The following is a 25819-nucleotide window of genomic DNA, read 5'->3' on the forward strand; positions in this document are numbered from 1 at the left end:
GGCGGTACTACTGCAGGGGCTTGCCGGTACGGTCGTGCATGAACAGCAGCGCGACAAAGCTGATCGCGGCCGCGGCAATCACGTAGTAGGCCGGCGCCAGCTTGCTGCCGCTCGATGCGATCAGCCAGGTCACGATCAGCGGGGCAAAGCCGCCGAAGATGGTCACGGCGAAGTTGTAGGCCAGCGACAGGCCGGTGGAGCGGACCTCGGTGGGGAACTGCTCGGCCAGCACGGCCGGTGCCGGGCCGGTGAAGGCCGCCAGCAGGATGCCCAGGATCACCTGGACCATCAGCAGCGTCTGGGTGGTCGGCGAGACGTTGAGCCAGTGGAACAGCGGATAGGCCAGCACGCCGATGATCAGCGCCACGGTGCCCAGCATGCGCTTGCGGCCCACGCGGTCGGACAGCATGCCCATCAGCGGGCACAGCACCAGGATGATGGCGCCGCACAGTGCGGTCGACTGGAAGGTGGCGCCCAGCGGCAGGCCGAGCTGCTGCTTGGCGTACGACGGCATGTAGAACACCAGCACATAGGTGCAGACCGTCCACAGGATGGTCACGCCCAGGCCGGCCAGCACTTCGCGCGGATGGTCGCGCAGCACCTGCGTGAGCGGCGAGAACTTGACCTTGCTGGCAGCGCGCTCGGCGCGGCGGGCCTCAAAGGCGGGCGGCTCTTCCAGGTGCGAGCGGATATACATCCCGACCGGGCCGATCAGCAGGCCGAACAGGAACGGGATACGCCAGCCCCAGGCATCGATCTGCTCCGGCTCCAGGCCGTTGATCACCAGCGCGCCCATGGCAGCGCCCAGCATGAAGGAAATGCCCTGGCTGGCCTGCTGCCAGCTCGCGTAGGCGCCGCGCTCCTCGTCAGGGGCGTGCTCGATCAGGAAGGCGGTGGCGCCGCCAACCTCGCCGCCGGCCGAGAAGCCCTGGATCAGCCGGGCCACCACGATCAGCGCCGGTGCCCACAGGCCGATCGACGAATAAGTGGGCGCCAGGCCGATGATGGCGGTGCCGAGCGCCATCATCAGGATGGTCAGGGTCAGCGCGGCCTTGCGGCCGACGCGGTCGGCGTAGACGCCGAGCACGATGGCGCCGACCGGGCGCATGAAGAAGCCCACGCCGAAGGTGGCGACGGTCAGCAGGAAAGACGTGAGGTCATTGCCGGTGGGGAAGAACAGCTTGGCAATGATCAGCGCAAAGAAGCTGTAGACGGTGAAGTCGAACCACTCCAGGCCGTTACCGATGGTGGCGGCGAGGATGGCCTTTCGTCGTTGGGCTTTGGATATTTCGTGGACTTGAGGTATTGCAGCGTTGGCTTGCATGTGGCGTTTGATGCGGTGGGAAATCGACGGGAGGCCTGCCCCGAAACCGGGCATGCACTCGGAAAGGCAGAATAGTAAGCGATTCTTTAATTAGCCAGCAGGATGGCAGCGTGTGGAGTCAGATCCGCATGGCCGGCTGCGCGGCCAGCGCCCCATGGAATGTTCCACGTGAAGCAAGCATGCGCGTGCCCGGCGCCCAGGGCGCGCGACGGCCGAGATTCAGGGCTGGCTGGCGTGATGCTGGTGCGCGCTGCGGGCGTCGGGCGCCTCGCCCGGGCCGGCTTCTTGTTGCGGCTCCGGCGTATCCGGGCGCTGGCGCGTGAGCCAGAGCCAGAGGGCGCTGCCGACCCACCCGGCCACGAAGACGGAATCGCCCACATGGTTGAGCAGCGCCGGGGCGCCAGGCGCATTGAATACATCGACCAGCAAGGGGGCGGGAAGGCGGGCGGCGATCCATAGGAGCACAGCCGGTCCGCTTGCATACACGCCTGGCTGCCACCAGTTCGCATGGGGCAGCAAGGGCCTGTGGGCTGTGCGCTTGACCACGGTGTTCTCCAACCTGACACGCTTCAGGGCGCGTCGTATCCAGTCATGCGGGGTTTGCCAGGGCCCGCGCGGACGACGCATTGCGCCGCGCAAAGCTGGGCCGGACTCCGTGCTGGAATCATAAGCCGATTGCCCGCTGCGTGTCCGAATCTTTAAAGCGTTGTGTGGTGCACCCCACGCTCGCAGGGTGGGCTGGGGGCGCATGCGGTAGCGCCGCGTGAATTCAAGTTTTTTGATGGAGGTGTCCGCAAATAGGTGGCGCAGGGGCTGGGCAGTTTTGTCAAACTGAACACCGCTATCAAAAGGATTTGAAGGCCGCCATCATGCTTCCCGCCATCTACATCTCCCACGGTTCGCCCATGCTCGCCCTTGATCCGGGCCCGAGCGGTGCCGCCTTCGACGCCCTTGGCCAAGTGCTGAGGGCGCGCAAGCCGCGCGCCGTGCTGGTGATCTCGGCGCACTGGATCTACAGCACCCTGGTGGTCGGCACCCGCGAGCGGCAGGAGGCTTGGCACGACTTCGGCGGCTTTCCGCGCGCGCTATACGAACTGCGCTACGACGCCCCGGGCTCGCCGGCGCTGGCCGCTCGCGTCAAGGCGCTGGTCGAGGCCGCGCAGGTCCCCGGCGCCGCGGTAGTGCTGCAGGACGATGAGCGCCCGCTGGATCACGGCGCCTGGATGCCGATGCGGCATTTCTTCCCGGATGCCGACATCCCGGTGGTGCAACTGGCCCTGAACCCCTATCTCCCCCCCGCAGCCCAGATCGAGATCGGCCGGGCACTGGCGCCGCTGCGCGACGAGGGCGTGCTGGTGCTGGGCTCGGGCAGCTTTACCCACAACCTGCAGGAAGTCTTCGGTGCCGGGGGCCGGCGCGAGCAGCACGGCTCGCCCGTCGAGCCCTATGTGGAGGCATTCCGCGGCTGGATGATCCAGGCGCTGGACGATGCGCTCGCCACCGGCGACACCACGCGCATCGCGGACTATCGCGCGCAGGCGCCGTATGCGCGCCGCGCCCATCCCGCCGACGAGCATTTGCTGCCATTCTTCGTGGCGCTGGGCGCTGCGCTGGGCCCGCACGAAGGCGTGCCCGCCGAGCAGGCGCCGGCCGGCGTGGCACGCGTGGCCGATGAGGTCACTTATGGCGTGCTGGCGATGGATACCTTCGTGTTCGAAGGGGCCGGCACGCACCATGCCCCGGCATGGAGCGAGGCTGCCTGAGCCTGCCTGGGCATCACGCCTTGCGGGCCAAAAGGTAAGGGCGCGCCAGGCGCGCGCCCGCCACGGCGATCCAGCCCATGGTGAGGGCAACCACGCCCAGGCCGTATCGCAGGCTGGTGACATGGGCCACGCCGCCAATCATCACCGGCCCCATCAGCAAGCCGATATAGGCAAAACGCGCCACGCGCGAGATGGCTTCGGCCGGCGTCACACCCGGCAGGCGCGAAGCCGCCACGAAGAAGATCGGCACCATGTTCGCCGCGCCCAGGCCCATCAGCGCGAAGCCGACCAGGGTCGCCGCCGGCGCGGGCCACAACAGCGCCAGCAAGATCCCCGCGAACGCCACCCAGGCGCTGGCGCCGAGCGTGCGCGCATCCGACCAGCGCGCGCGCAGGCGGTCGCCGCCAAAGCGGCCGCAGGCCATGCCACCGGAGAAAGCGGCATAGCCGGCGCTGATCCAGGCGTCCGGCGCCAGCGCCACCTCGCGCATGTAGACGCTGGACCAGTCATACATCGCACCCTCGCCAACCAGGCCCAGGAACGCCATCAGGCCCAGCAGCCAGAGCGCGCGCACCGCATGCGCGCGGTGATGCGCGGAAGGTGGCGGCACGGGATGGTCGTCCAGCAGCCAGGGTGCCACGCCCGCCGTGACCGCCGCGGTCAGCACCGCCATGCCGAGGGCGTGCGCCAGCGGCGGCACGCCCAGGCCCAGCAGCACGCCGCCAACCGCCGCGCCCGCCATGCCGCCCAGACTGAACATGCCGTGCAGCGCGGACATGATGGGCCGCGCGCGGCTGGCCTCCACGGTGGCGGCCTGCGCGTTCATGCCCACGTCGAAGGCCGCGTTGGCCATGCCGAAGGCGATCAGTGCCAGGATCAGCAAGGCAAACTCCGGCATGGCCAGGATGGCCACGGTAGCCACGGCGTAGACCAGCCCGCTGCGCCGGCAAGCGGCCGCGCTGCCCACGCGCCCCACCCAGCGTCCCACCGGCCCCATCGCCGCGATGGCGCCCCCGGCCACGGCCAGCATGGCCAGCGACAGCACCGCATCCGACAAGCCGAAGCGCGCCTTGATGGTCGGGATGTGCACGCCCCAGGTGGCAAAGGTGGCGCCGTTGACAAAAAACAGCGCCATGGTGGCGCGCGCGGCATGCTCCACTCGCCGCGCGCTGACTGGCGCGGCGGCGGGTGTTGCGCAGGAGGGGGAGGGCGGCTGGGTCAGGTTGGGGGAAGCGGAATCGGGCATATTGGCGGCGGGCACGGCCAACCGCGCCTGGCGGTGCGGGAGGTGCCCTGGCGGGCGCTGCAGGGTAATCGAGCCCTGCATCGTCGCACATCGGTGCGTCGGGCGCATGACCGGCGGCGCAGCCGGCCGGCGTGGCCGGCTACGCCGCCGCCGTGTGGCTGGCCGTGCGCAGCAGCCCGCGCCGGTGCAGGGCAAAGCCGAAAGCCGCCAGCGCCATCAGCGCCAGCGCCACCATCACCCACAGCATCAGCCAATAGCCGCCCGCGGCGCGCCACAGCAATGCGCCCAACCAGGGCGCGGCGGCTTGCATCAGCAGCACCGGCGTCATCATCAGGCCGTTGAGCGTGGCGTAATGGTGGCGCGAGATCAGTTCCGGCATGGCCATGGCGCGCAGCATGGTATTGATGCCGTTGGCGCAGCCGTACAGCACCGCCGCCAGCATCAGCCATTTGCCATAGCCGAGCGCAAAGCACAGCAGGCCCAGGCACATCACCAGATAGACCGGCAGCGACAGCCGCAGCGGGTGGCGCACGGGAAAACGCATCATCACCAGGCGGCCGACCACCTGCGCCGGGCCGATCAGCGCCGCCACCACCAGTTGCTCGCCCAGCGGCAAGCCCTTTTCGGTCAGCATCGGGATCAGGTGGGCACCCAGCAGCGAGGCAATCACCGCCAGCGCGGTGAAGGCCAGCACCACCGCCCAGAACACCGGCTGGCGCAGCGCGATCCCGGCGATGCCCGGTTGCGCGGCATCCGCCAGCGGGGCCGGCGCCGGCGCGGCCGCGTAGGTGGCATGTGCCGCGTAGCGCAGGCGGGCGTGCAAGGGCGCGCAGACGAAGAGGTTGAGCCCGGCGAAGCACAGCAGCGTCTCGCGCCAGCCCAGGTGCAGCACCAGCCATTGCGCCAGCGGCACGAAGATGGTGCTGGCAAAGCCCGCCATCAGCGTCACGGTGACGATGGACTTCTGGTAGCCATCGCCAAAGGCCTGGCGCAGCGCGACGAAGGCGGGCTCGTACAGCGTGGTCGCCATGGCCAGCCCGATCGGTATCCACATCAGCAGGAAGGTCGCCTGGTTCGGGCTCCACGCCCACAGCAGCAGGCCGGTGCCGGCCAGCACGGAGCCCGTGCACATCACGGCGCGCGCCGGCACGCGGTCTAGCAGGCGGCCCACCGCGAACGAGCACATCGCCCAGACCAGCAGCCCGAGCGAATAGCCGCCGGCAAGGAAGGGCTTGGAGTAGCCCAGTGTCGCGCTCATCGGCCCGATGAACACGGTGAAGGCGAAATACAGCGTGCCCCAGGAAATCGTTTCGGTAATGCCAAGGGTCCAGACCAGCTGGCGTGGCGAGATGGCGCGTGGGCCGGGTGGGGCGTCTTGTCGTGTCATGGCGCGCCTGGACGCGGTATGTACCGCCGCGCAATGGCCGCCGTGAGGAGGGGGATGGCGCGCTGGGCGGCGAGGGGGGTGAGCGGGCATTGTAGCGGGCATCCAGGCGGAATGCCCACCTTGCGTCACATGGGCTAGCGGCTATTGCTTACCCGTGGGCGGCCCTTTGAGCTCCACCATATTGCCGTCCGGGTCGTGCACGTAGATCGACGGGCCCTTGCCTTCGGCGCCGAAGCGCATCTCCACGGGACCCGGTTCCACGCCGTGCGCACGCAAGTGGGTGCCGATCGTATCGGCATCGAACGGATCGAGGCGCAGGCAGAAGTGGTCGAGGTTGCGGCCTTCCCTGCCCGGCCCAGCGCCGCCGGCACGGCCCAGCGGGCCGTCCAACGCTACCAGGTCGATCAGCCCGCCGCCCGCGCGTAACTGGATCAGGCCGAATTCCGCCTGCACACGTTCGACGCTGCAGCCAAGCACGTCCACATAGAAGCGCATGAGCGCCGTCACGTTGCCGGTACGCAGGACAAGGTGATCGATGCCGAGGATGCGGAACATGGCCAAAACTCCCTGCGCTCCCAGCGCTCAGATATCCGGAATCAGCCGCTTGCCCAGGCTCACCGCCTCGTCCTGCGCGTACCCGAGGCTGCGGTAGAAGTCGATGACCTTGCTGTTGCCAGTGCGCACCAGCAGGTTGATCTTGGGGCAGCCGCGCTCGATCAGCAACTGCTCGGCGTGCGCCATCAGGCGGCGGCCGTAGTCGCGGCGCTGGTGATCCGGGTGCACCGCCAGGTAGTAGACCCAGCCGCGATGGCCGTCAAAGCCGATCATGGCCGATGCCACCGGGCGGCCCTCCACTTCGCCCACCAGGAACAGCTCGGGCTGCTCGGTCAGCTTGCGGGCAATGTCCTTCTTCGGGTCGTTCCACGGCCGGGTCAGGCCGCAGGCTTGCCAGAGGTCGATGATGGCGGCTTCGTCGGCGGCCAGGTAAGGGCGGATCTGCATGCGGATTGATGCGCCGCGGCATGCGGCGGCAATGTTAAGTCCTTGACAGTGTAGCCGCCAAACCTGTGCCAGAATCGTTGCTCAATGTTTGTTCAATCGTTGTTCATCACAAGCAAAACAAGCAGGATCACCCTGCACGGAGACCCCACAATGAGCGAAACGACCACGCACGCCCGCGCCACCTTCAGCCACATGGAACAAGGCACGCGCGAGGACTGGGCGGCGATATCCGCCGAGTTCATGCCCTTTGCGCAGGCGCTGGCCGACCGCGTGCTCGATCACCTGCGGCTGCTCGAGGGCGACTGCGGCGGCTTTCCCATCGACCGCCTGACCCACTGCCTGCAGACCGCCACGCTGGCCCACCGCGACGGGCGCGACGAGGAGTACGTGGTATGCGCGCTGCTGCACGATATCGGCGACACACTCGGCAGCTTCAACCATCCCGACATCGCCGCCGCCATCCTCAAGCCCTTCGTCAGCCCGGAGAATCTGTGGATGGTGGAGAAGCACGGCGTGTTCCAGGGCTACTACTTCTTCCATCACCTGGGTCTGGACCGCAACCTGCGCGAGCAATTCCGCGACCAGCCCGCGCTGTTCGAGCGCACCGCGGAGTTCTGCGCCAAGTACGACGGCGCGGCCTTCATGCAGGACTACGACACGCTGCCGCTGTCCTTCTTCGAGCCGATGGTGCGGCGCGTGTTCGCGCGTCCGCGCAACTCGATGTACGTGAAGGAGAACGAGAGTACGCTGGCGCAGCCGGCCTGAACCTGGCCGCCATGGGTTGACTGCAGGAAGTTGAATTTCTGTCTTGACGGAAATTTCCGAACAGATAAACTGTCAGGCATGGAACTTCAACCGGTCGCACAACGCTTCGTCCTGCACTGGGGCGAAATGGGCTCTAAGTGGGGCGTCAATCGCACCGTCGCGCAGATTCACGCCCTGCTGTTCCTTGCCGAGCATCCGCTGCCGGCCGAGGAAATCGCCGACACGCTCAACGTCGCACGCTCCAACGTCAGCAACAGCCTCAAGGAGTTGCAGAACTGGAAGCTGATCCGCACCGTGCACATGATGGGCGACCGGCGCGATCACTTCGAGACCATCACCGATGTGTGGGACCTGTTCCGCACCGTGGTGCGCGAGCGCAAGCAGCGCGAGTTCGATCCCACCATCGATGCCTTGCACGAATGCGTGAGCAATCCCGCGTTCTCCAAGGAGAGCAAGGAAGTGCAAAAGCGCATCATCGCCACCTTGCAGCTGATGGAAACGCTGGGCAGCTGGGGCGACGAAATGCTGCGCCTCTCGCCCGATACCCTGGTCAAGGTGATGAAGCTCGGCGCGCGTATCCAGAAGCTGGTGCGTGGCGACCAGCGTGCCCGCGAAGCCGGCAAGTAGCACAGGCATGAAAAGCAGGCCACCGCGGTGGCCGCTTTTTTTGACCAGATATTTCTCTTAAGACAGAAATTAATGTAAATAAGGATGCTTGAGATGGACCCCACCAGCGGCACGCTCTACACCGTCATCCTCAACCTGCTGATCATGCAGGGATTGATGGGTGCCTTCGATACCGTCTGGCATCACGAACTGCGCTGCGCCTTGCCGCAGCAGCACAACGCCGCGCCGGAGCTGCGCCTGCACGCGATCCGGGCAGTGCTGTACGGCGTGCTGTTTGGCGGCCTGGCCTGGTTTGCCTGGGGCGGCGCCTGGCTGGTGCCGCTATGGGCCATCGTTGCCATCGAGATCCTGCTCACGCTGCGCGACTTCGTGGTGGAAGACCAGACCCGCAGCCTGCCGCCGAGCGAGCGGGTGACGCATACCGTGCTGGCCATCAACGGTGGCGTGATCTTTGGCCTGCTGGCCTGGCATTCGCAAGCCTGGTGGGAACTGCCATCGGGCCTGCACTTCCATCCACAAGGCTGCCAAAGCTGGGTGCTGAGCGTGTTCGCGCTCGGCGTGGCCGCCTCTGGCGTGCGCGATGCGTTCGCAAGCCGCTCGCTGGCGGCCCGCGCCGGTGTTACGCCGTCGTTCGATTTCACCGGCGCCGATCCCTCCCGGCGCGCGCAATCGTTCCTGCTGACCGGCGGCACCGGCTTTATCGGGCAGGCGCTGGTGCGCTCGCTGCTGGCCGATGGCCATCGCGTGACGATCTGGGCGCGCAACCCGCGCGTGGCTGCACAGTTGTTCGACGGCCGCGCCGCATGCGTCGGTTCGCTGGCGCAGATCGATCCGGCCGTGCGCTTCGATGTGGTGATCAACCTTGCCGGCGCGCCCATCCTCGGCCCGCGCTGGAGCGCCGCACGCAAGCGCAGCCTGGTGGAAAGCCGGGTGGGCACCACGCGCGCGCTGGCAGCGTGGCTGGCCGCCGCAGCGTACCGGCCGCGCCTGATGATCAATGGCTCGGCGGTGGGTTTCTACGGCATCCAGGGTGACGACGACCTGAGCCAGCGTACGGAGGCCAGCGCGCCGCAGGACATCTTTGCCTCGCAGTTGTGCCAGCAGTGGGAGGACGCGGCCCGCGCCGTGACGCCGCTGGGTATCCCGCTAGCCATCCTGCGCCTCGGCGTGGTCTATGGCCATCAAGGCGCGCTGCCCGCCATGCTGATGCCGGTGTGGCTCGGCTTTGGCGGCCCGATGGGCAGCGGCCGGCAAGCGCAGAGCTGGGTACATATCCACGACGTGCTCGGCGTGATCGCCTGGCTCTGCCGGGGCGACGCCGCGCAAGCCGCCCCGGCGGCTGTTGCCACCTATAACCTGGTTGCGCCGGATACCCCGAGCCAGGCCGGGTTTGTGCGCGCGGCGGCTGCGCTGCTGCACCGGCCCGCCTTCATGCCCACGCCCGCATGGCCGATGCGGCTGGCATTGGGCGAGCAGGCCACGCTGCTGCTCGACGGGCTGCGCGTGGCGCCGGCGCGCCTGCAGCGGGAAGGCTATGCCTTCCGCTTCCCGACCCTGCAACTGGCGCTGGAGGACCTGCTCGGCAACGGGCGGGCACGTCGATGAACACGTTAGCCGCGCATGGCACGGACGCTGGCCCGCAAAGCCTGTACGGGACCATGCTGGGTGCCGCTCTTGCCAGCCTGCCGCCGGTGCTGCAGCGCGTGCATCGTGCCGAGGGCGTGCACCTGCGCGGCACGCTGCGCGTGCGCTGGAGCGCGCGGCGCTGGCTGCGCGCGCTGATGCGGCTGTCGGCGCTGCCCCGGCCCACGGCGGCGGCGGCGACCCTTGTGACCATCTCACCGGAACCCGCTGGCGAGCGCTGGCACCGCAGCATCGGCGGGCACATCGTGGCGAGCCGCATGCGGCTCGCGCGAGCCGGGCAGGTGACGGAACGCATGGGGCCGCTGGCAATCGTGCTGGCAACGCGTGTCGATGGCACCGGCCGGTTGTGGCAGGCCAGCCGCGGCGTCAGCCTGCTCGGCCTGACCGTGCCGTGGCTGCACGTGCTGGCCAGCGAACGCGCACGGGATGCGCACAGCTATCGCTGCGATGTGCGCATATGGGCGCCACGCCTGGGCTACCTGCTGCGCTATGACGGCGTGCTGACCATCCGCGAACCTGAATCTGAATCTGAACCCGAGACTTACCTGGAGAATATGGCATGAAGTCCAATCCAACCATCGGGCGCAATGCGTCCATCAGCCTGCCCCGCGTACCGGGGTGGATGCCTGCCGTACTGCGGCTGGCAGCCCTCTACAACCTGCTCTATGCGATTGCGCTGAGCCTGTGGCCGTCGCAGATCTTCGACTGGCTGGGCATGCCGGCCACGCCCGATGCCATGATCCGCTGCATTGGCATGATGGTGGGCGTCTACGCGCTGGGCTACTGGATCGCGGCGCAGGACATGCTGCGCTACTGGCCGCTGGTGGTGGTGGGACTGGTGGGCAAGACCCTGGGGCCGCTGGGCTTCTTGCATGGCGCGCTGACCGGTGTGTTCGCATGGCGCAGTGGCCTGTTCGTGCTGTGCAGCGACCTGATCTGGTGGGTGCCGTTCTGGGGGATGACGCTGTTCGCGTTGAAGCACCGGGACCGCTGATATCGCTGCGTCAGCAGTGTCTTTACCCCTGCCTTCGCGCAATCCCCAAGCAAAAGCAGAAATTTCCTACTCTTTTATCGCACCGTGTTGGGTATAGATTGAGGCACCCCGAATGTAACCTATAGGAGGTGCACTTTTATGGCGCTGCCCAACACGCCCTTTCGCCCATGCGGGCACGTTCTGCACACCCGGCCAGCGCTGTTCGTGCTGATCAACTACGCGCCATGCGAGGGCCAGCCGGACTGGTGCAACGCCTCATGCGAATTCGTGGAGGAGGGCAATGCCGATGCCGGCTCGGCACTGGCCGTCCATATCTCGCCCTTTGACGCACTGCTGAACGCGGCGTTCGTGTCTAGCCCGGGCAAGCCGTATCACGTCGCGCATGCGGCGGCTTTCGATCCCCGGACCTTGATCCGGGATAGCGGCGGAAAGCTCCATATCAACCTGCACTGCGGCTGGGCTGCGAGCGACGGCCGGATCGTGGTCAGGCGCAAAGGGGGGCTCGCCAGCGTTTGCATGGTGCAGACCGACGAGATCCCGCCATCGGCGCACGATGCCATCGAGCTCGAGATCGACCAGCAAGGCATTGCCAGGTACGAACGCGTGCGCGAACACGCCGGGCTGTTCGCGCACGCGGATTCGCATAGCCTGATCGAAACGTGGACGGAACAGCAACGGCATCAGGCCGTGGCGCTGGCCATACAGCGCATGCCGGGAACGGTCTGCGTGGGCGCGCAGATCAACCAGGTTGCCCTCTACGACCCCGAAGCCGCGCAATGGCACTTCGTGCCCATCGAGGTTTTCTTCGCCGAGCCGGATCGCAACGCGAATGCCTGAACGGTCGGCTTCAGGCCGGAATCGAGTTTCCGCAACCGGAGCGCCCCTTCGCGGCGGCGCTCCGTTCAACCTGAAACTCAAGCCACCTGCTGCGCCGTCTCCGGATGCCGGAACTGCTCAAGCAGCGCCGTCCAGCGCGTACGCACCTTCGCCAGGTTGTCGTCCTTGACGTGCCCGAAGCCGCGAATGTCGTCGGGCAGGCTGGCCAGCGTGATCGCGGTCGCGTGATTGGCTGCGCTCAAACCACGCGTCAGCTCCTCCAGCAACGCACGATACTCGCCGATCAGGGCGCGTTCGGTGCGGCGCTCGGCGGTCTTGCCGAACACATCGAACATGCCACCGCGCAGGCCTTTGAGCTTGGCCAGCACGCCGAAGAGCTTCATGGTGGAGGGACCGAAGCGGCGCTTCACAAGATGCCCCTTCTCGTCGCGCTTGGCCATCAGCGGCGGCGCCAGCCAGAAATTGAGCTGGTAGTCGCGCCCGGGCTCGCCTTCGAACTGATTGCGCAGCTTGTCGAGGAAGACGGGATCGGTATAAAGGCGTGCGACTTCGTACTCGTCCTTGTAGGCCATCAGCTTGGACAAGTTGCGTGCCGCCGCTTCGGTCAGCGGCAGCGGCTTGCCGCTGCCAACCAGTGCGATTTCCGCCGTGCGCACACGGTTCACCGCGTCGCGGAAGGCCTGCGCGTAAGCGGCATCCTGATAGGCAGTCAGGTGCTCGGCGCGGTGCGCGATCAGCTTTTCCAGCAGGGCGCCGGAGGAGGTGGGCAGCTTGACCACTTCCGCGCCTTCGGCGGTGTTGCGCAGCTTGCCGGTGAGCGACAGCACGTGCTCCGGGTCGTGCGCCATGTGGCGGCCCCAGTCGAAGGCAGCCTTGTTCTTTTCCACCGCCGTGCCGTTGAGCTCGATGGCGCGCACCAGCGCGTCCAGCGATAGCGGCAGCCAGCCCTTTTGCCAGGCGTAGCCCAGCACCAGCGGGTTGGTGAAGATGGCGTCGCCGATCAGCGCCACGGCCAGGCCGCTGGCGTTGATGAAGTCGCAAGCCTCGCCCACTGCGTTGCGCACATCCTGTTCCGCCGACAGGCCGGGGAACTGCCACTTGGGATTCTTGATGAACTCGGCGGTGGGCGTCTGTGCCGTGTTGACGATGGCGCGCGTGCGTCCTACCTGGGTCTTGGAGATGACATCGTCGGTGGCGCTGACGATGGCGTCGCAGCCAATCACCAGGTCCGCTTCGCCCATGGCGATGCGGGTGGCGTGGAGCTGGTCCGGGTGCGCGGCAATCTGCACGTGCGAGAGCACCGCGCCGCCCTTTTGCGCCAGGCCGGCCATGTCGAGTACGGTCACGCCCTTGTTTTCCAGGTGCGCGGCCATGCCGAGCAGGCCGCCGATGGTGACCACGCCAGTGCCGCCCACGCCCGTGACCAGTACGCCGTAGGGATGCTCAAGGCCGGGCAGCGCCGGTTGCGGCAAGGCCGGCAGGTTGTCCATCGACACGCCGTGGCGCTCGGGCTTCTTCACCTGTGCGCCTTCGGCCGTGACGAAGCTCGGGCAGAAGCCGTTGACGCACGAGAAGTCCTTGTTGCAGGACGACTGGTTGATCTGCCGCTTGGTGCCAAGCTCCGTTTCCAGCGGCTCCACCGACAGGCAGTTCGACTTCACCGAGCAATCGCCGCAGCCTTCGCAGACCGCGTCGTTGATGAAGGCGCGCTTGGCCGGATCAGGGTAGGTGCCGCGCTTGCGGCGCCGGCGCTTTTCGGTGGCGCAGGTCTGGTCGTAGATCAGGATGGTGGCGCCGGGCACCTCGCGCAGCTCGCGCTGGATCTTGTCGAGCTCGTCGCGGTGGTGCACTTCCACGCCTTGCGGCAGCTTGATGGCGGCGCTGTATTTTTCAGGCTCGTCGGTGACGACGACGATCTTCTTCGCGCCCTCGGCCGCCACCTGGAAGGCCACATCCTGCACCGACAGCTTGCCGTCGATCGGCTGGCCGCCGGTCATGGCGACGGCGTCGTTGTAGAGGATCTTGTAGGTGATGTTGACGCCTGCCGCGATCGATGCGCGAATCGCCAGCAGGCCGGAGTGGAAGTAGGTGCCGTCGCCCAGGTTGGCGAACACATGCTTGTCGCCGGCGAAGGGCGCTTGCCCGATCCATGCCACGCCTTCGCCGCCCATCTGGCTGAAGGTGCTGGTGCTGCGGTCCATCCACACCGTCATGTAGTGGCAGCCGATGCCGGCCAGCGCGCGCGAGCCTTCGGGCACGTTGGTGGAGGTGTTGTGCGGGCAGCCCGAACAGAACCAGGGCTTGCGCTCGGCCGCCACGCGCGGCACGGCCATGGCTTTTTCCTTGGCCTCGATCACCGCGATGCGCGCGGCAATGCGCGCGCGCACGTCGGAGGGCAGCTCGAACTTGTCGAGCCGCGTGGCGATGGCGCGCGCAATGATGGCGGGCGACAGTTCATAGTGCGCTGGCAGCAGCCAGTTGCTCTGCGGGATCGACCATTCGCCGCCTGCGTTGTCTTTTTCGTCGAACTTGCCGTAGACCTTGGGGCGCACGTCGTCGCGCCAGTTGTAGAGCTCTTCCTTGAGCGCGTACTCCATGATCTGGCGCTTTTCCTCGACCACCAGGATTTCCTGCAGGCCTTCGGCAAAGGCACGCGCGCCGTGCGCTTCCAGCGGCCACACGCAGCCCACCTTGTACAGGCGGATGCCGATGCGTGCGCAGGTCTCATCGTCCAGGCCCAGGTTGGCCAGCGCCTGGCGCGTGTCGAGATAAGCCTTGCCGCCGGTCATGATGCCGAAGCGCGCATGCGGCGAATCGATCTCGATACGGTCGATCTTGTTGGCGCGCACATAGGCCAGGCCGGCGTACCACTTGTAGTCGAGCAGGCGCGCTTCCTGTTCCAGCGGCGGATCGGGCCAGCGGATATTCAGGCCGCCCGGCGGCAGGACGAAATCCTGCGGCAGCACGATTTCCACGCGATGCGGATCCAGCTCCACCGATGCCGATGACTCCACCACATCGGTCACGCATTTCATCGACACCCACAGGCCGGAGTAGCGGCTCATGGCCCAGGCATGCAGGCCGTAGTCGAGATACTCCTGCACGTTCGAGGGATAGAGCACCGGCAGGCCGCAGGCCTTGAAGATGTGCTCGGACTGGTGCGCCAGCGTGGACGATTTGGCGGCGTGGTCGTCGCCCGCCAGCACCAACACGCCGCCGTGCCTGGAGGAGCCGGCCGAGTTGGCGTGCTTGAAGACGTCGCTCGTGCGGTCCACGCCCGGGCCCTTGCCGTACCACATGCCAAACACGCCCTCGAACTTGGCGTCCGGATACATATTCACCTGCTGCGAGCCCCATACCGATGTGGCAGCCAGGTCTTCATTCAATCCCGCCTGGAACACGATGTCGTGCGCAGCCAGATGCTGCTTGGCCTTCCATAGCGACTGGTCCAGCGCGCCTAGCGGCGAGCCGCGGTAACCAGAGATAAAGCCGGCCGTGTTTAGGCCGGCGGCGCGGTCGCGCTCGCGCTGCAGCATCGGCAGGCGCACCAGCGCCTGCGTGCCGCTGATATATACGCGGCCACGCTCCAGCGTGTATTTGTCTTCCAGGGAAACGTTTGCGAGCGCGCGGCGGATGGCGTCGCTGACCGGAGGGGTCAGGGGGGCATTCATAGGTGCTCCTCTATGGGGCATGCAGTCGGGATCACCGACTCACTTCAGTTGTGGGCGACCGTGCGCCGCCTCTTGTGAAGGCGGAAAACGACCGTGTCTCGTTGCAGCATGGTAGCACCGCCCCCAAGGGGGCGGCACCTTGCGACGCAGCAAAAAGCGCGCCCGACACAGGCGTGCTTTCCCGAATGGACACGCTTCGCGTGTACACTGCGTTGCAAACAGGTTTACGCAACAAACGGGCAGATGCGGACCGTGCGCCATATCTTCAGGGATTGTGCCCCGGTGCAACCCGCCCCATCCGAGGCCGACCGGCCTCCAGGACCCAACATGACTATTTCCTCCCGCCAGGGCACTGCGACCCTGGCTGTGCTGATCGACGCCGACAATGCGGCGCCCGCCATCGTCGAAGGCCTGCTGGCCGAAGTCGCCAAGTACGGCGTAGCCGCCGTCAAGCGGATCTACGGCGACTGGACCAAGCCCAACCTGGCCGGCTGGAAGGAGCGCCTTCTGTCGCACTCCATCCAGCCGATCCAGCAGTTCCGCTACACGGTCGGCAAGAACGCCACCGACAGCGCGATGATCATCGACGCGATGGACCTGCTGTACACGGGCCGCTTCGACGGCTTCTGCATCGTCTCCAGCGACAGCGATTTCACCCGCCTGGCCTCGCGCATCCGTGAGCAGGGCCTGACCGTGTACGGCTTTGGCGAACGCAAGACACCCAAGCCCTTCGTCACGGCCTGCGACAAGTTCATCTTTGCCGACGTGCTGCGCAGCGACGCCGACACCGACACCGATACGGAAGCCGACGGCGCCGCCGCGCCCGCGCGCAAGCGCAACAGCGGCGAGCTGCGCCAGGATTCGCGCCTGGTGCGCCTGCTGCAAAGCGCCTCGCAAGCGGTCTCGGACGAAGAAGGCTGGGCCACGCTCGGCGGCATGGGCAACCACATCGCCAAGCAGGCACCCGAGTTCGACTCGCGCAACTACGGCTACGGCAAGCTCTCCGAGCTGGTCGCTGCCACGGGCCTGTTCGAAGTCGAGACCCGCAACGGCAACAACAACAAGACGCTGTGGGTGCGCCTGAAGCGCCGTTCCAAGACCGGCGAAGCCGAGCCCCGCCAGGGCGACGAGCGCCAGCCCGAGAACCGCCAGCCCGAGAGCCGTCAGGGCGAGAACCGCCAGGGCGAGAACCGCCAGGGCGAGAACCGTCAGGGCGAGAACCGCCAGGGCGAGAACCGCCAGGGCGAGAACCGCCAGGGCGAGAACCGCCAGGGCGAGAACCGTCAGGGTGAGAATGCCCAGGCAGAAAGCCCTCAGGCTGAGAACCGTGACAACCGCGAGCGGCGCGAGAATCGCCGCAACAAGCGGCGTGGTGGCGATCGCCAGCCTTTCCCGCAGCAACAAGGCTCACGGCCGGAGCGTGCGCAGCAGGCCGCACTGCCTGTGCAGCCCGCGCCGGTGCCCGAATTTGCAGCGCCGGCCCCCGCTCCCGTTAGCGAAACCGCCCCGTCGTTCGTGGTCGATCCGATGGACGTGCTGGAGCGCGTGGAGCAGGCTTACAACGGCGCCGAGTCCGAGGACGAGCAGGACGACGCCGATGCTGGCGAAAACGGCGAATCGAACGGTGGCCGCCGCCGCAAGCCGCCCAAGCCCGAGGTCACGCTGAGCGAGATCCCGTGGCCGATCGACAGCTCGATCTTTGTGGCACCGTCGTCCACCGTGGTGGCGGCGGTCGTCGAAGCCGCTGAAGTCATCGAGATTGTCGAGGTGGCGCCGGTCGTGGAAGCGGTCGAGGTTGCCGAGGTCGTCGAAGTCGCTCCGGTTGTGGAAATGGCCGAGGTGGTCGAGGTTGCCGAGCTGGTCGAGCCGGTCGAGCCCGTGGTTGAGGTCAAGGCGAAAGCCAAGGCCCCGGCCCGCGCGAAGAAGACGGCTGCACCCGCCAAGAAGGCTGCCGCACCGGCCAAAAAGGCAGACGCACCCGCCAAGAAAGCGGAAGCACCAGCCAAAAAGACCGCTGTAGCCGCCAAGAAGGCTGCTGCGCCGGCCAAGAAGGCCGCCGCTCCCGCCAAAAAGGCTGCGCCTGCAGCCAAGAAGGCGGCCGCCGCCGCGCCGGCCAAGCGCGCACCGAAGAAGACGGCGAAGGCTGCTGAATAAGCCAGACTCGTCAGAACGCAAAACGGCGCCGCAAGGCGCCGTTTTGCATTTCGGCAGCTTGCGCCGCCAGCCGCATGACTACCGTACCAACTGGTTGATCTCGATGATCGGCATCAGCACCGCCAGCACGATCAGCAGCACCACCACGCCCATGCTGAGGATCAGCAGCGGCTCGAGCAGGCTGGTGAGGAACAGCGTGCGGCGCTCCAGCTCTGCGCCTTCGCCCTGCGCCGCGCGCTCCAGCATGATCGGCAGGTTGCCGGTGGCTTCGCCAGAGCGGATCAAATGCACCAGCACGGAAGGAAACTGGTTCTGCGCCGCCAGCGCGCGTGCCAGCGAGGCGCCTTCGCGCACCCGCGTGGTGGCGTCATCCACGTTGGCCTTGAGCGCCTCGTTGGTCAGCGTTTCCCCGGCTGCCTGCAGGCTGCGCAGGATGGGCACGCCAGCGGATACCAGGATGGCGAGCGTGCTGGCGAAGCGTGCGGTGTTATAGCCGCGGATCAGCTTGCCGACCAGCGGCGCGGTCAGCAGCCAGCGGTGCCACTCCAGGCGCACACCGGGCTGGCGCAGCAGGCTGCGTATGCCCAGGCTCACCGCCACGATGAACGCCAGGGCGGCCCACCACCAGTTGCGCACGAAATCCGACAGCGCCAGCATGATGATGGTCAGCATCGGCAGCTTCTGCTTGGTGTTGGCGAAGACGCTCACCACCTGCGGCACCACATAGGACAGCAGGAAGATCACGATGGCGAACGCCACCACGGTGACGATGGCGGGGTAGGTAAAGGCCAGCCGGATCTTGGCGGTGAGCGAGTTGCGCGTCTCGATATAGTCCGCCAGCTTTTCCAGCACCAGGCCGAGGTGGCCCGAGTGCTCGCCGGCGGAAACCAGCGCGCGGTAGATATCCGGAAAATCGCGCGGATGCTGCAACAGCGCCACCGAGAGCGAACTGCCGCCGACCACGTCCGCGCGGATGCCGGCCAGCAGCTCGTGCACATAGCTGCGCTCGGCCTGGTCAGCCAGCGCCGCCAGTGCTTCGTCCAGCGGCAGGCCAGCCACGATCAGGCTGGCGAGCTGGCGCGTGAACAGCGCTTGCTCTTGCGTGGAGAGCCGGCGCACGAAGGCAGCGGTGCTGCTTTTCTGCACGCCGCCGACGCCTGCCAGCGGATCCACATTGAGCGGTGTCAGGCCGCGCGCGCGCAACTGGCCGCGGGCCTGCTTGGGGCTGTCGGCTTCGATGACGCCGCGATCGGTCTTGCCGGCGGCATCGACGGCCTCGTAACGATAGGCTGGCATGTCTCTGGGCTCGCCCTTAGTCGCGCGTGACGCGCAAGACTTCTTCCAGCGCGGTTGCGCCCGAGTCGATCCAGCGCTGCGCATCGCGACGCATGGTGTGCATGCCGCGCGCCAGGGCCACCTTCTTGATCTCGGATTCGGCCGACTGGCGGTGGATCATGGTGCGGATCTCGTCATCCACGCTGAGCAGCTCGTACACGCCCATGCGCCCCTGGTAGCCCGAGTGGCCGCATTTGTCGCAGCCCACCGCATGCCACACGCGTTGCAGCGGTTTGCCTTGCGCCAGCAGCACGTCGGCTTCGTCGGGTGTGACTTCGATCACTTCCTCGCGCTTGCAGTGCTGGCACAGCCGGCGTACCAGCCGCTGTGCCAGCACGCCGAGCAGCGACGACGACAGCAGGAAGGGCTCGATGCCCATGTCGACCAGCCGCGTCACCGCCGAAGCCGAGTCGTTGGTGTGCAGCGTGGCCAGCACCAGGTGGCCCGTCAGCGAGGCTTGCACCGCGATCTGCGCGGTTTCCAGGTCGCGGATTTCGCCGATCATCACCACGTCCGGATCCTGGCGCAGGATGGCCCGCAGCGCCTTGCCGAAGGTCATGTCGATGCGCGGGTTGACCTGGGTCTGGCCGATGCCGTCGAGGTCGTACTCGATCGGGTCTTCCACCGTCATGATGTTGGTGGTGCGCGCATCGAGCCGCGACAGCGCGGCGTACAGCGTGGTGGTCTTGCCCGAGCCGGTCGGCCCGGTCACCAGCACGATGCCGTGCGGCTGGCGGATCAGGTGATCGAAGCCGCCCAGCGTGCCCGGCGCCATGCCGAGCTTGGCGAGATCGAGGCGGCCGGCCTCCTTGTCGAGCAGACGCAGCACCGCGCGCTCGCCGTGGCCGGTGGGCAGCGTGGAGACGCGCACGTCCACGGGACGCCCGCCCACGCGCAGCGTGATGCGGCCGTCCTGCGGCAGGCGTTTTTCCGCGATGTCGAGCTGCGCCATGATCTTGATGCGCGAGATCAGCGCGCCGTGCAGCGCCTTCTTCGGGCGCACCACGTCGCGCAGCGTGCCGTCCACGCGAAAGCGCACCACCGAGGAGGACTCGAACGGCTCGATGTGGATATCGGAGGCACCTTCGCGCGCGGCCTGGGTGAGCAGCGCGTTGATCATGCGGATGATGGGGGCGTCGTCCTCGGACTCCAGCAGGTCTTCCACGGCGGGAATGTCCTGCATCAGCCGCGACAGGTCGACTTCGCCCTCCACCTCGCCAACCACCTGGGCGGCGCTGCCGCTGTCCTGGCGGTTGTAGGCCTCGGACATGGCGAGCTCCAGCGCATCGGGCTCCAGCACGCGCAGGCGCAGCGGCCCGTGCACGCGTGCCACTTCGGCCAGCGCTGCGGGCGAGGTGGCGCGGCTGACCCACACCTCCAGGCCGTCGGCACGCTGGTGCGCGATCAGCAGGCGGGCCTCGCGCGCGAAGCCGTAGGTGACCAGGCGCGCGGCGATGGTCGACGGCGGCTCCAGCGGCTCGTCGGACATGGCGGCGGGGGCGATGCTTGTGGCCATGGCGAGTCTCAGTTCACCGGGCGCACGGCGTCCACCGTGGCGTTGCCGAGATTGACGCCCGGCGGCAGCGGCGTGCCGTTGGCCGCGGGCGCCTGGGCTTGCGGCTGCCTTTGCTGCTGTTGCTGCTGCGATTGCGGCAGCGTCTGCTCCAGCGGCAGCGGACCCGGCACCGGCCCGCGCGAGCGCGGGTCGACGAACGGTGCCATGGGCGCGTCCGCCGGCGGCAGGATCGGCGTATTGCCGTCGCGCACCATGATGTTGGGTGAGGCGAAGCCCTGCTGCAGGCCGCGCATATAGTCGTAGCGGTCCTGCGTCAGGCGGTCGGTGGCGCCGGCGGTGCGCATCACGTACGGGCGCAGGAACACCAGCAGGTTGGTCTTGCCGCGGTTCTTGTTTTCGTAGCGGAACAGCCCGCCGATCCACGGCAGGTCGCCCAGTCCCGGCACCTTCTGCACGCCGTCGCCGTAGGTGTCCTCGATCAGGCCGCCCAGCACGATGATCTGGCCGTCGTCCACCAGCACGTTGGTCTCGATCGAGCGCACATTGGTGGTCGGGCCCTGGGTGAGGGCGGCGGTGCCCTGTACCACGGACGATGATTCCTGGTAGATCTGCATCTTCACCAGGCCGCCATCGGTGATCTGCGGCTTGACCCGCAGCGTGATGCCGACGTCCTTGCGGTCGAAGGTCTGGAATGGCGTGACTGACGCCGAACTGCCGGTCTGCGCGTAGGAGCCGGTGGTGACCGGGATGTTCTGCCCGATCAGGATCTTGGCTTCCTCGTTCTCCAGCGTGATCAGGTTGGGCGTGGACAGCAGGTTGACGCTGCCGTCGGCACCAAGCGCGTGCAGCAGCGCGCCCAGGCCCATCGCCCGGTTGACGATGCCGAGGTTCAGACCGGCCAGATCGGGCACCAGGCCCGAGACGCTCGGAATGGCGGCGGCGCCGTTCGCGTTGATCGCGGCGGCGGCACCCGTCAGGTTGATGATGTTCTGGCCGCCCGTGCCGAAGTTGGTGCCGGCAAAGACGTTGGTGTTGCTATTGCGCGAGTTGAGCAGGCCCTGCCACTGGATGCCCAGCTGGCCGGTCTGGGTGGAAGAGACTTCCACGATCATCGACTCGATATAGACCTGCGCGCGGCGCATGTCGAGGTCTTCGATCACCGCGCGCAGGTTGCGGTAGACGGGCTCGCTGGCCGTGATGATCAGCGAGTTGGTGGCCGGGTCGGCCTGGATGATGCCGCCGGTGGTCGGCAACGTGTTGGTGGCGAATGAGTTCGCGAAGGCCGAGCTGCCGCCGCCGGATCCCGATCCGCTGCGGGAGCTGCCGGTGCTGCCGCCCGTGTATTGGCCGGTGTTGGGCGTCGAGGTGTTGAGCAGGCCGGTGCCGCCGGCGACGCCCGCCGCGCCGGTCGCGCCCTGCGTGCCGGACTGGCTGGTGTTGAAGGAGCTGTCGGCCGCGACGATGGCGCGCAGCGTCTGTGCCAGCTTGGTGGCTTCCGCGTTTTTCAGGGGCACCACCCAGATATTGCCGGGGCGCGCATAGGGCTGGTCGAGCTTCTCGATCAACTGGCGCGCCTGCTGCAGCCGTGCCCGGCTGGAGGCACGGATCATCAGCGAATTGCTGCGCGGCTCCGCCACCACCGAGGTGCGCAGGCTGGCGTCGGCGCCTGCCACGGCCCCGCCAGCAGCGCCGGCGGAACCCGGGTCCAGCAGTTTTTGCAGCACCAGCGCGGTATCGCTGGCGATGGCATTCTTGAGCGGCACGAGCTCGACCTCGCCCGAGGCCGGCGCGTCGATGGCGGCGATGATGCGGCCCAGGCGCTGCAGGTTCTCGGCGTAGTCGGTAATGACCAGCGTGTTGTTGGCCGGGTAGGCGGTGATGGTGTTGTTCGGCGCGATCATCGGGCGCAGCACCGGCACCAGGTTGTTGGCCGACTCATAGTTGAGGCGGAACACCTGGGTCACCACCTGGTCGCCGCGGGACCTGCCGCTGCCGACCACGATGGGCGAGCCCTGCAGCTTGGCGTCGGCTTCCGGCACCACCTTGGTGAAGCCGTTGCTCTCGACCATCGCATAGCCTTGCATGCGCAGCACCGAGCCCAGCGTTTCCAGCGCCTGCGAGCGCGACACCGGCTGCTCGGTCACCAGGTTCACCGAGCCTTTCACGCGCGGGTCGATGACGAAGTTCTTGCCGGTCGCCTGCCCCACCGCCTTCACCACCGATTCCAGGTCGGCATTGACGAAGTTGAGCACGACCTGGTCGCGGCTGCGCGGAGTCAGGTCGGGCGGCTGGCCTGGCTGGGCCGCCGGCTGGCTCGGTTGCTGGGCCCACAGCGGCGCGGGTGCCAGCAGGGAGAGGCCGCATAGCAGCGCGGTGGCGCGGGCGCAGCGGGTCTTGAGCGAAGGTCGAAGGGCTTGGGTTTTCATATTCGGTTCCGGGCTGCGGGCATCGGCGCGAAGGTTTCGCGCCGATGCCGGGGTCAGAAGCGCAGCCGTGTCACATTGTCCTCACGTCGTCCCAGCAGGCTCAACAGGCCCACCAATTGCGTAGCGGCGTCGGGGTCGGCGTCGGCCGTGCCCTCGAAGCGCGCCTGGCGGCCCAGGGTGCCGCTGCCCTGCAGGTGCAGTGGCCCGGCGAGGGTAGTCAGTTGCAGCTTGCCGTCGGCGCCCGACCAGTCGATCTCGGCGCGGTAGCTGCCAAGCGGGCGCACCCGGCTGACGGCCGATGATACTTGGTCAAGGCGTACGGTCAGGTGGCCGGTCATGCCGCCCGCGCCGCCTGCGCTGCCCGGCTCGCTGGCACGCGCAAAGAACCGGCCTTGCAGGCCGGACCAGTCAATGCGCATCAGCCCGTCGGGGCGCAGGGTATTGAACGGGGCGCCGACGCCTTCGAGCAGCGCCGCCGGCATGCGGATGGCGCCGGCCTGGGCGGTCCAGCCGAGCGGGGTCACCGCCACGGCGACCGGGCCGCTCATGGCCTCGGTATGGTTGACCACCATGCGCAGCGTGCCGGTCAGCAACGGCCAGAAGGCCACTGACCATTGCAGCCGCCCGGGCAGCACCGTGGCGGTCTCGCTGCCTGTGCCGGCCGACAGGGCCAGGGTGGCGCTGCCGTTCCACAGCGAGCCATCGGCATCGGCCAGCAGCACGCGGCGCTGGCTCTGGCTGGCGATGCCATCGGCGATCCATGCCGCGGGAAATGCCGCCAGCACGGTTAGCGCCACGGTGACGCAGCCAAGCGCCAGCCAGCCCGCGCGTTGCCAGCCACGGGGGCTGGCAACGCGGCGGCGGGCGAGCCTCAGGGCTTCCAGGCGCGCCATCAGCCGCGCCCGCCCGGATTTGCCGCGGGGCCTTGCAAGGTGGCGGTGACGTTCACCAAGGCGGTGGCGCCCACGTAGACGATGCGGGTATCGATCACCTTGAGGCGCTGTTGCTGGCGCACATCCTGCAGCCAGCTCGCCACGGAGCCGAAGGGCACCTTGTCGAGCTGCACCTGCACGCTGTTGTCGCCGGTGCCATTGAGGCGGGTGGCCTTGAGGCCGTGCTGGGCAAGGCTCTCCTGCAAGGCCTGGTTGAGCGCCTCGCCGCGCAGCGACGGGGCCGGGCTGGCTGCCAGGCCGCGCGCTTCCTGCGCCAGCGTTTCCATCTCCGCCGCGTCGCTGCGCAGTTGCGGCAGGCTGCGCAGCAGCTTGTCACGACCGTCGGCGGCGGGCTCCCAGAGGACGGTGTAGCCGATCACGAGCGCCAGCACGGCGCTGCCGCCGGCCAGGATGGCCTGCTCACGCGGGTTGCGCGCCGACCAGAAGGCGTCGAAACGTTCCTGCCAGCGCTGCGGCACGCGCGGGCGCAGGCGCGCCAGCCGGTCCGCGACGCGCGCGCGGCCAGCCGGGCTGCGCTGGGTGGCGCGGGGGCCGGGCTTGGATGCGGTGTCTTTCATCGGGGTCACTTGGCGGTCCGCGCTCACAGGCTGGGCTTGATTGACCAGCGGGTGCCGGCCGGTGCGTTGGCGCGCGCGGCGTCGGGCGGGCTGTTGTCAGCTTCCATGGCCAGGCCGGACTGGCGCGCCGCGCTGCGCAGCGCATTGGTGTCGGTGCCAGGCTTGAGCGTGGCGAACAAAGTGTGCCCGCGGTATTCGAGCGCCAGCAGCGCGTCCGGCGCAAGCTGGCGCGCGGCCTGGCCGAAGCGGTCGGCCAGCGGCAGGAAATCGTCGGGCGTGCTGCGCCCGCTCGCCAGGCGCAGCTGGTCGACCTGGCGGCGCATCTGCAGCGGCGGATCGATGACCACGGGGATCTGCGGAAAGGCGCTGCGCAGCGTCTGTTCCTGGCCGGCCGCGAGGCGCTGCGCCTCCTGGCGCAGCAGCAGCCAATGCACGTTCATGCCAATCAACTGGACCAGCACCAGGCCGGCAGCCAGCGCCAGCGGCAGGCGCCAGGCCTTGAGGTTCCAGCGGTCGGCACGGCCCTGGGCGAATTCGAACTGGGCCAGGTCGAGCGCGGGCTCGCGCAGGCTGGCCTGCGCCCCTTCGATCCATACCCGCCAGTCCAGCGCTTGCGCGCCCGGCGGCGCCACCCGCGCCAAGGCGTCCTTTGATGCGTACCAGTCACCGGCGGGGGCGAGTCCCTGCCAGGCGGCGAGCGCCTCGGAGCCTAGCAGCAGGCCGTAGCCGGCGTACTCACTGCTGCGCACGGTCAGTTGCCAATAGCGCGAAAGCTCGGCTGGCGTGGGCACGCCCTCCGTTTCAAACAAGGGCGATGCGCTGGTCAGCGAGGCGGCTTCGAGCGCCAGCGTGGCCAGGGCCGCGCTTGCCGCGGAGGGGTGGCCGACGGGATCCGCGCCGGGCTCGGCGGGATGCGCCACAGGCTGCTGGGGCAGGCACAACTGCGCCGGCAACACGTGGCGGCGGCGGTGGCGATGCTCGGCAAATGCGTCCAGCACGGCGCGCAGCCAGGCGCGGTCCGTCACCATCAGCAAGCGCCGGCGCGAGCCGCTGGCCGCCTTGCCCTTGCCCGGCAGCGCGTCGAGGGGCGGGCCCACGGCGATATGGCAAGGCTGGGCGTCGGTGGCCAGCACCTCCTCGACCAGGTTCGGCAGCGCCAGCTTGAGCCGCGCCGGCGCGAGCGGCGGCACCGTGGCTCCGGTAAGCAGCACATCGCTGGCCGCCATGATCAGGACCAGGCGTTCGGCGGGAGGCAGTTCGGCGATGGCGGCGTGGCCTTCGCGCAACAACTGCCCCGCCGCCTGGGGGCCTTGCCGGTGGCTACGGTCGGCGACGGCCGTGCGGACCAGGGCAAACGGCAAGGCACCGAAGTGCCAGGGTTGCGGCTGGTCGTGCGGCCGATGCGGCAGGCGGACGTACAGGGTGGTGCTCAAGATTTCCTTGCTACAGCGCCGATCGTGGCGTCAATGAACGATAGCGGGGGCATGCGGCCCATGCAGCGGACGGCGCTGCTTGCATGGCGGATGCCGGCTGCGATACTGCCGGCGGCACAGGGCAGGCGGGCGCCCGGAGCCATGGACTACCGCTTCCGCCGGGCCGGAGCATACCTTGCCTGTGT

20 protein-coding genes and 1 pseudogene are annotated in these 25819 nt (G+C 68.0%); 8 read left to right on the top strand and 13 right to left on the bottom strand.

Annotated features, from left to right (window positions below):
* Positions 1 to 7 precede the first annotated feature (7 nt).
* Positions 8 to 1324 (bottom strand): MFS transporter, encoded by a 1317-nt coding sequence (locus AC1RQK_RS23875; RefSeq protein ID WP_416049893.1) that lies wholly within the window; start codon positions 1322 to 1324, stop codon positions 8 to 10.
* Positions 1325 to 1543: 219 nt separating this feature from the next.
* Positions 1544 to 1789: a hypothetical protein gene (locus AC1RQK_RS23880; RefSeq protein ID WP_492374175.1), complete on the bottom strand. Its 246-nt coding sequence runs from the start codon at positions 1787 to 1789 to the stop codon at positions 1544 to 1546.
* Between the two features lie 404 nt (positions 1790 to 2193).
* Here AC1RQK_RS23880 and AC1RQK_RS23885 point away from each other — a divergent pair, with 404 nt between their 5' ends.
* Positions 2194 to 3087, top strand: coding sequence for a DODA-type extradiol aromatic ring-opening family dioxygenase (locus AC1RQK_RS23885; RefSeq protein WP_492374176.1), 894 nt, complete (start codon positions 2194 to 2196; stop codon positions 3085 to 3087).
* Positions 3088 to 3100: 13 nt separating this feature from the next.
* Here AC1RQK_RS23885 and AC1RQK_RS23890 read toward each other — a convergent pair whose 3' ends face one another.
* From AC1RQK_RS23890 to AC1RQK_RS23905, 4 genes are all read right to left on the bottom strand, one after another.
* On the bottom strand, positions 3101 to 4222 hold the full coding sequence (locus AC1RQK_RS23890) for an MFS transporter (RefSeq protein WP_492374179.1): 1122 nt from the start codon (positions 4220 to 4222) through the stop codon (positions 3101 to 3103).
* Positions 4223 to 4472: 250 nt separating this feature from the next.
* On the bottom strand, positions 4473 to 5720 hold the full coding sequence (locus tag AC1RQK_RS23895) for an MFS transporter (RefSeq protein ID WP_492811514.1): 1248 nt from the start codon (positions 5718 to 5720) through the stop codon (positions 4473 to 4475).
* A 141-nt stretch (positions 5721 to 5861) separates the two neighbouring features.
* Positions 5862 to 6275 (bottom strand): VOC family protein, encoded by a 414-nt coding sequence (locus AC1RQK_RS23900; RefSeq protein WP_416049890.1) that lies wholly within the window; start codon positions 6273 to 6275, stop codon positions 5862 to 5864.
* A gap of 27 nt (positions 6276 to 6302) precedes the next feature.
* Positions 6303 to 6722, bottom strand: coding sequence for a GNAT family acetyltransferase (locus AC1RQK_RS23905; RefSeq protein ID WP_492375243.1), 420 nt, complete (start codon positions 6720 to 6722; stop codon positions 6303 to 6305).
* Between the two features lie 150 nt (positions 6723 to 6872).
* Here AC1RQK_RS23905 and AC1RQK_RS23910 point away from each other — a divergent pair, with 150 nt between their 5' ends.
* From AC1RQK_RS23910 to AC1RQK_RS23935, 6 genes are all read left to right on the top strand, one after another.
* Positions 6873 to 7487 carry an HD domain-containing protein gene (locus AC1RQK_RS23910; RefSeq protein WP_492375242.1) on the top strand — a complete coding sequence of 205 codons (615 nt, stop codon included), beginning with the start codon at positions 6873 to 6875 and terminating at the stop codon, positions 7485 to 7487.
* Positions 7488 to 7565: 78 nt separating this feature from the next.
* Positions 7566 to 8114 (top strand): GbsR/MarR family transcriptional regulator, encoded by a 549-nt coding sequence (locus AC1RQK_RS23915; protein WP_492811517.1) that lies wholly within the window; start codon positions 7566 to 7568, stop codon positions 8112 to 8114.
* Positions 8115 to 8207: 93 nt separating this feature from the next.
* Complete coding sequence (locus tag AC1RQK_RS23920) at positions 8208 to 9719, top strand: TIGR01777 family oxidoreductase (RefSeq protein WP_492811519.1); 1512 nt, start codon at positions 8208 to 8210, stop codon at positions 9717 to 9719.
* Entirely contained in the window at positions 9716 to 10321 is a 606-nt protein-coding gene (locus tag AC1RQK_RS23925) for a DUF4166 domain-containing protein (protein WP_492811521.1), read from the top strand. The genes AC1RQK_RS23920 and AC1RQK_RS23925 overlap by 4 nt, the downstream gene beginning before the upstream one ends.
* Entirely contained in the window at positions 10318 to 10752 is a 435-nt protein-coding gene (locus AC1RQK_RS23930; RefSeq protein ID WP_492811523.1) for a hypothetical protein, read from the top strand. Before AC1RQK_RS23925 ends, AC1RQK_RS23930 begins: the two co-directional genes overlap by 4 nt.
* 138 nt (positions 10753 to 10890) lie before the next feature.
* The gene (locus AC1RQK_RS23935) at positions 10891 to 11589 is read left to right on the top strand and encodes a hypothetical protein (RefSeq protein WP_492811525.1); all 699 of its coding nucleotides are present in this window, start codon (positions 10891 to 10893) and stop codon (positions 11587 to 11589) included.
* Between the two features lie 77 nt (positions 11590 to 11666).
* Here AC1RQK_RS23935 and AC1RQK_RS23940 read toward each other — a convergent pair whose 3' ends face one another.
* Positions 11667 to 15260: an indolepyruvate ferredoxin oxidoreductase family protein gene (locus AC1RQK_RS23940; protein WP_492811527.1), complete on the bottom strand. Its 3594-nt coding sequence runs from the start codon at positions 15258 to 15260 to the stop codon at positions 11667 to 11669.
* 327 nt (positions 15261 to 15587) lie between these two features.
* Between AC1RQK_RS23940 and AC1RQK_RS23945 the strand changes: the two are divergent.
* Positions 15588 to 16359, top strand: a pseudogene (locus tag AC1RQK_RS23945) (NYN domain-containing protein); the annotation flags it as partial.
* Positions 16360 to 17492: 1133 nt separating this feature from the next.
* On the opposite strand, the gene gspF reads toward AC1RQK_RS23945, so the two are convergent.
* Genes gspF through gspL form a run of 6 tightly spaced genes read right to left on the bottom strand, consistent with a single transcriptional unit; the run spans position 17493 to position 25634 of the window.
* Entirely contained in the window at positions 17493 to 18710 is a 1218-nt protein-coding gene (gene gspF, locus AC1RQK_RS23950; RefSeq protein WP_492811529.1) for a type II secretion system inner membrane protein GspF, read from the bottom strand.
* 16 nt (positions 18711 to 18726) lie between these two features.
* Positions 18727 to 20265, bottom strand: a complete 1539-nt coding sequence (gene gspE, locus AC1RQK_RS23955; RefSeq protein ID WP_492811531.1) for a type II secretion system ATPase GspE — start codon at positions 20263 to 20265, stop codon at positions 18727 to 18729.
* An 8-nt stretch (positions 20266 to 20273) separates the two neighbouring features.
* A complete protein-coding gene (gene gspD, locus AC1RQK_RS23960) occupies positions 20274 to 22691 on the bottom strand; it encodes a type II secretion system secretin GspD (RefSeq protein ID WP_492811534.1) in 2418 nt (805 codons plus the stop codon).
* A gap of 53 nt (positions 22692 to 22744) precedes the next feature.
* The gene (locus AC1RQK_RS23965; RefSeq protein ID WP_492811536.1) at positions 22745 to 23584 is read right to left on the bottom strand and encodes a type II secretion system protein N; all 840 of its coding nucleotides are present in this window, start codon (positions 23582 to 23584) and stop codon (positions 22745 to 22747) included.
* On the bottom strand, positions 23584 to 24201 hold the full coding sequence (locus AC1RQK_RS23970) for a type II secretion system protein M (RefSeq protein ID WP_492375231.1): 618 nt from the start codon (positions 24199 to 24201) through the stop codon (positions 23584 to 23586). Before AC1RQK_RS23970 ends, AC1RQK_RS23965 begins: the two co-directional genes overlap by 1 nt.
* A 23-nt stretch (positions 24202 to 24224) precedes the next feature.
* A complete protein-coding gene (gspL, locus tag AC1RQK_RS23975) occupies positions 24225 to 25634 on the bottom strand; it encodes a type II secretion system protein GspL (RefSeq protein ID WP_492811538.1) in 1410 nt (469 codons plus the stop codon).
* Positions 25635 to 25819 lie beyond the last annotated feature (185 nt).

This window comes from Cupriavidus sp. GW822-FHT02D05, from assembly GCF_058802485.1.

Excerpts from the sequence above, each read along its gene's own strand:
- AC1RQK_RS23875 (WP_416049893.1), bottom strand. The coding sequence starts at position 1,324 with ATGCAAGCCAACGCTGCAATACCTCAAGTCCACGAAATATCCAAAGCC.
- AC1RQK_RS23885 (WP_492374176.1), top strand. The coding sequence starts at position 2,194 with ATGCTTCCCGCCATCTACATCTCCCACGGTTCGCCCATGCTCGCCCTT.
- AC1RQK_RS23890 (WP_492374179.1), bottom strand. The coding sequence starts at position 4,222 with ATGGCGCTGTTTTTTGTCAACGGCGCCACCTTTGCCACCTGGGGCGTG.
- AC1RQK_RS23895 (WP_492811514.1), bottom strand. The coding sequence starts at position 5,720 with ATGACACGACAAGACGCCCCACCCGGCCCACGCGCCATCTCGCCACGC.
- AC1RQK_RS23900 (WP_416049890.1), bottom strand. The coding sequence starts at position 6,275 with ATGTTCCGCATCCTCGGCATCGATCACCTTGTCCTGCGTACCGGCAAC.
- AC1RQK_RS23905 (WP_492375243.1), bottom strand. The coding sequence starts at position 6,722 with ATGCAGATCCGCCCTTACCTGGCCGCCGACGAAGCCGCCATCATCGAC.
- AC1RQK_RS23910 (WP_492375242.1), top strand. The coding sequence starts at position 6,873 with ATGAGCGAAACGACCACGCACGCCCGCGCCACCTTCAGCCACATGGAA.
- AC1RQK_RS23915 (WP_492811517.1), top strand. The coding sequence starts at position 7,566 with ATGGAACTTCAACCGGTCGCACAACGCTTCGTCCTGCACTGGGGCGAA.
- AC1RQK_RS23920 (WP_492811519.1), top strand. The coding sequence starts at position 8,208 with ATGGACCCCACCAGCGGCACGCTCTACACCGTCATCCTCAACCTGCTG.
- AC1RQK_RS23925 (WP_492811521.1), top strand. The coding sequence starts at position 9,716 with ATGAACACGTTAGCCGCGCATGGCACGGACGCTGGCCCGCAAAGCCTG.
- AC1RQK_RS23930 (WP_492811523.1), top strand. The coding sequence starts at position 10,318 with ATGAAGTCCAATCCAACCATCGGGCGCAATGCGTCCATCAGCCTGCCC.
- AC1RQK_RS23935 (WP_492811525.1), top strand. The coding sequence starts at position 10,891 with ATGGCGCTGCCCAACACGCCCTTTCGCCCATGCGGGCACGTTCTGCAC.
- AC1RQK_RS23940 (WP_492811527.1), bottom strand. The coding sequence starts at position 15,260 with ATGAATGCCCCCCTGACCCCTCCGGTCAGCGACGCCATCCGCCGCGCG.
- gspF (WP_492811529.1), bottom strand. The coding sequence starts at position 18,710 with ATGCCAGCCTATCGTTACGAGGCCGTCGATGCCGCCGGCAAGACCGAT.
- gspE (WP_492811531.1), bottom strand. The coding sequence starts at position 20,265 with ATGGCCACAAGCATCGCCCCCGCCGCCATGTCCGACGAGCCGCTGGAG.
- gspD (WP_492811534.1), bottom strand. The coding sequence starts at position 22,691 with ATGAAAACCCAAGCCCTTCGACCTTCGCTCAAGACCCGCTGCGCCCGC.
- AC1RQK_RS23965 (WP_492811536.1), bottom strand. The coding sequence starts at position 23,584 with ATGGCGCGCCTGGAAGCCCTGAGGCTCGCCCGCCGCCGCGTTGCCAGC.
- AC1RQK_RS23970 (WP_492375231.1), bottom strand. The coding sequence starts at position 24,201 with ATGAAAGACACCGCATCCAAGCCCGGCCCCCGCGCCACCCAGCGCAGC.